At 70.8% G+C, this 4,313-nt stretch carries 1 protein-coding gene; it reads right to left on the reverse strand.

The window, feature by feature from the left end:
- Positions 1–130: 130 nt before the first annotated feature.
- On the reverse strand, positions 131–4,300 hold the full coding sequence (locus tag VLF38_RS13275) for an NAD-glutamate dehydrogenase (protein WP_325271721.1): 4,170 nt from the start codon (positions 4,298–4,300) through the stop codon (positions 131–133).
- Between the last annotated feature and the right edge of the window lie 13 nt (positions 4,301–4,313).

A 4,313-nucleotide genomic window follows, 5' to 3' on the forward strand; every position in this document is an offset into this window, starting at 1 on the left:
GCGGTCGCCCTTCCGATGCCGGACGAGGCGCCGGTGACCAGGACGGTGCGACCAGCCAGCGGACTGGGGAGGCCGGCCATACGGCGTACGACGCGGGCGGCTGCGGCCCGCGGGCCCTGCACGAGGAGCTTCACGTGACCAAGCCTCGCACCACACGCAACCCGACGGCCACCCTGGCGAGGTCGGCCGCGTCGTCGGCACAGATCTCCTCGAGGGTGTGCGATGCGCGTTCGATCCTTTCGGCGTCCGTCTCCTCCCAGAGCGCCACGCGTAGCGGAGCCGGCTGGTCGGCAGGCGTCGACTCGAGCACCTGCACCGTCAGCTGCGCGTGCACCGTGTGCAGGTCATCGCGCACAGCAGCGCGCGCCGTCGCCTCCCACCGGTCGCGGCGCGGCAGCGCGAGGACCCGGCCCAGGACCGACGAGAGTCCCAGCCGCTCACCGAGGGCGAAGTGGACCCGCGCGACGTCGACGGCATCGAGGCCCTCACGCTCCGCGGTCTCCACCACCCCGAGCAGCACGTACGCCGGCGGCAGCACCGCGACAGTCGTGGCCAGGTCCTCGTCGACACCGCGCTCGAGCAGGTGGTCGCGGCGGGCGAGGTAGGACTCCCGCTCACGACCGGTGAGCAGCTCCGGCAGCTCGGCCATCACGCGCTGGACCGCTTCCCCGAAGAAGTCGACGATCTCCTCACTGGCGAGCGGAGAGCGGCGGTTGGTGACCAGCCACCGGCTGGCCCGCTCGACCAGGGTGCGCATCTCGATGCGCATCTGCGTCTGAGCCGCTGCCTCGATCTGGTTGTCCTTCTCGGCGATCCGGTCGCGCAGGGCGAGCGACCCGAAGATCTCCCGCGCCACGAAGTTGGCCCGGGCCAGGTCCGCCGCGCTCGCGGAGGTCTCCTCCCCGAGCCGGTGCCAGAAGGTCATGCCTGCACCGTTGACCAGGTCGTTGACCACCTGGGTCACGACGATCTCGCGGCGCAGCGGGTGCTGCTCGATCCGAGGTCGGTACTCCTGGCGCATCCGCGACGGGAAGTAGGCGTAGAGGTCGCTGCGGAGGAAGGGGTCCTCAGGCAGGTCGGAGGCGAGCAGGTCGCCCGCGAGCGCGATCTTCGTCCACGACAGCAGCACCGCGAGCTCCGGGGCGGTCAGCCCCTCCCCCTGCTCGATCCGGCGCCGCACCTCGCCCGAGGAGGGCAGCGACTCGAGGTCGCGGTCCAGGATCCCCCGACGCTCGAGCTCCCGGATCCACGCCTCGTGGACGTGCAGCAGGTCGGGCGCGGTCGCGACGGCGTTGGCCAGGGCGAGGTTCTGCTCGGAGTTGTCGCGCAGGACAAGGGCGGCGACCTCGTCGGTCATGGAGGCGAGCAGCTCGTTGCGCTGCTTGCGGGTCAGGTCGCCGTCGTCGACCGCGCGGTCGAGCAGGATCTTCAGGTTGACCTCGCGGTCCGAGGTGTCGACGCCGGCCGAGTTGTCGATGAAGTCGGTGTTGAGGCGGCCGCCCGCCGCGGCGTACTCGATCCGGCCGCGCTGGGTGAGGCCGAGGTTGCCGCCCTCGCCGACGCAGCGTGCCCGGAGGTCGGCGCCGTCGACGCGGATCGCGTCGTTGGCCTTGTCCCCGACCTCGGCGTGACTCTCCGTGCTGGCCTTCACGTACGTGCCGATGCCACCGTTCCAGACCAGGTCGACCGGGGCGCGCAGGATCGCGCGGAGCAGGTCGTTGGGTGCCAGCCAGCCGGTCCCGGGGTCGATCCCGAGGGCACGCGCCACCTGCGGCGACAGCGGGATCCTCTTCGCCTGGCGCGACCAGACGCCACCGCCCTCCGAGATCAGCGAGCGGTCATAGTCCTGCCACGAGGAGCGGGGCAGCGCGAAGAGCCTGGCCCTCTCGTCGTACGACGAGCCCGCGTCCGGATCGGGATCGATGAAGATGTCGCGATGGTCGAACGCCGCCACCAGGCGTGCCGTTCGCGAGCTGAGCAGGCCATTGCCGAACACGTCACCGGACATGTCGCCCACACCGACGCAGGTGAACTCCTCACGCTGGCAGTCGATGCCCATCTCCCGGAAGTGCCGCTGCACCGACACCCAGGCGCCGCGGGCGGTGATGCCCATGGCCTTGTGGTCGTAGCCGACCGACCCGCCGGAGGCGAAGGCGTCACCCAGCCAGAAGCCGTAGCCCGCCGCCACCTCGTTGGCGATGTCGCTGAACGTCGCGGTCCCCTTGTCGGCCGCGACGACCAGGTAGGAGTCGTCCTCGTCGTGGCGGACGACGCCCTGGGGCGGCACGACCTCTCCTCCGACCATGTTGTCGGTGAGGTCGAGCAGCCCCGAGATGAAGGTCCGGTAGCAGGCCACCCCCTCGGCCATCCACGCCTCACGGTCGGAGGGGTCCGGCAGCTGCTTGGCGTAGAAGCCTCCCTTCGCACCCACCGGCACGATCACGGTGTTCTTGACCATCTGCGCCTTGACCAGCCCGAGGACCTCCGTCCGGAAGTCATCACGCCGGTCGGACCAACGCAGGCCTCCGCGGGCCACCGGCCCGAAGCGCAGGTGGACGCCCTCGACCCGAGGCGAGTGCACGAAGATCTCGAACTTCGGCCGCGGCTCCGGCAGATCGGGCACCGAGGTGGGGTCGAGCTTGAGCGACAGGAACGGCCGGTTCCTCCCGTCACCGTCGACGACGAAGTGATTGGTCCGCAGCGTGGCGGAGATCAGGCCGAGGTACGAACGGAGGATCCGGTCGTGGTCGAGCCGCACCACCTCGTCGAGTCCGCCCGTGATCCGCTCGGCGATCTCCTGCTCGGTCGGCGACGCATCAGCTCCCCGGTCCGGATCGAAACGAGCCTCGAAGAGCTCGACCAGCAGGCGGGTCAGCCCGACGTTCTCGCGCAGCGCCTCCTCGATCGACTCGAGGCTGAACGGCGTGCCCGTCTGCCGCAGGTAGCGGGCGTAGGCCCGGAGCACGACGACCTGGCGCCAGCGCAGGCCAGGATCGAGCACCAGGCTGTTGAAGCCGTCGACCTCGCAGGCGCCGGCCCAGATCGCCCGCAGCGCCTCCTCGAGCGGGCCCCGCTCGTCCTCCCCGACCGGCGCAGGTGCACGGAGTCCGAACTCATAGATCCACGTCTCACGGTCCAGTCCCTCGAGCTGGTGCGGGCGCTCATCGACGACCTCCACACCGAACGACGCGAGCATCGGCAGCACAGCCGTCAGCGTCAGCGGCGAGCCCACGCGGTACACCGTCAGACGCACCTCGTCCGGCGGGGCGTCGACACGGTCGGAGATGGCGATGTCCACACCCTCACCGCCGGTGATCGCCTCGATGCGCCGGACGTCTGCGGCAGCCGCGCGGGGCGAGAAGTCCTCGACGTACGCCGGGGGGAAGGCGCCACGGTAGGCGCGCAGCAGCCGAGCCGCCTCGGCCTCCCCGAACTCCGCGGAGACCGCGTTGACGAAGTCGTCCGACCAGGAGCGGGCAGCCTCGATCAGCTGCCGCTCGAGCGCCGGCACGTCGACCTCGGGAATGCCCTGGTCCGCTGGAGGACGAACGACGAAGTGGATCTGCGCGAGCGGCGACTCGCCCACCCGCGCGGTGAACTCGACGCTGGACCCTTGGAGCTGGTCGCGCAGGATCCGTGCAAAGCGCTCACGCACCGACGTGTTGTAGCGGTCTCGCGGCAGGTAGACCAGGCAGGTCAGGTAGCGGCGATACGGGTCCGGCCGCACGAAGAGCCGGAGCCGCCGGCGTTCGCGCGCCTGCAGCACCGCTTCGGCCACCGTGGCGAGCTCCTTGACGGGCGCGGTCAGCAGCTCGTCGCGCGGGTAACCCTCGAGGATGTCGAGCAGGGCCTTGCCCGCGTGGCTACGCGCGTCGAGGCCCGCCTCAGCCAGGACCCCGTCCGCCTTCTCGGCGAGGAGCGGGATCCGCCGCAGTGACTCCGTGTACGCCGCCGACGACCACAGGCCCAGGAAGCGGCGTTCACCGGTCACCTGGCCGTCGGAACCAAAGGTCTTCACGCCCACGTAGTCGAGGTACGACGGCCGGTGCACGGTTGCGCGCGAGTTGGCCTTGGCCAGCACGAGCAACGTCTTCTCACGGGCACGGGCACGCACGAACTCAGGCAACGGCCCGTCTGTCCCGCCCCCGCTGACCTGCCCACGCTGGTCGCGCAGGATGCCCAACCCCGTGCCCTGGACCGGCCTGAGCACGTCGTCGTCACCGAGCGCGTACTCGCGATAGCCGAGGAAGGTGAAGTGGTCCGCCGCCAGCCAGGCCAGCAGCCCACACCCCTGCTCCACCTCGGCAGCCGGT

It is taken from the genome of Nocardioides sp., assembly GCF_035481145.1.
In the GTDB taxonomy this organism is placed as follows: domain Bacteria; phylum Actinomycetota; class Actinomycetes; order Propionibacteriales; family Nocardioidaceae; genus Nocardioides.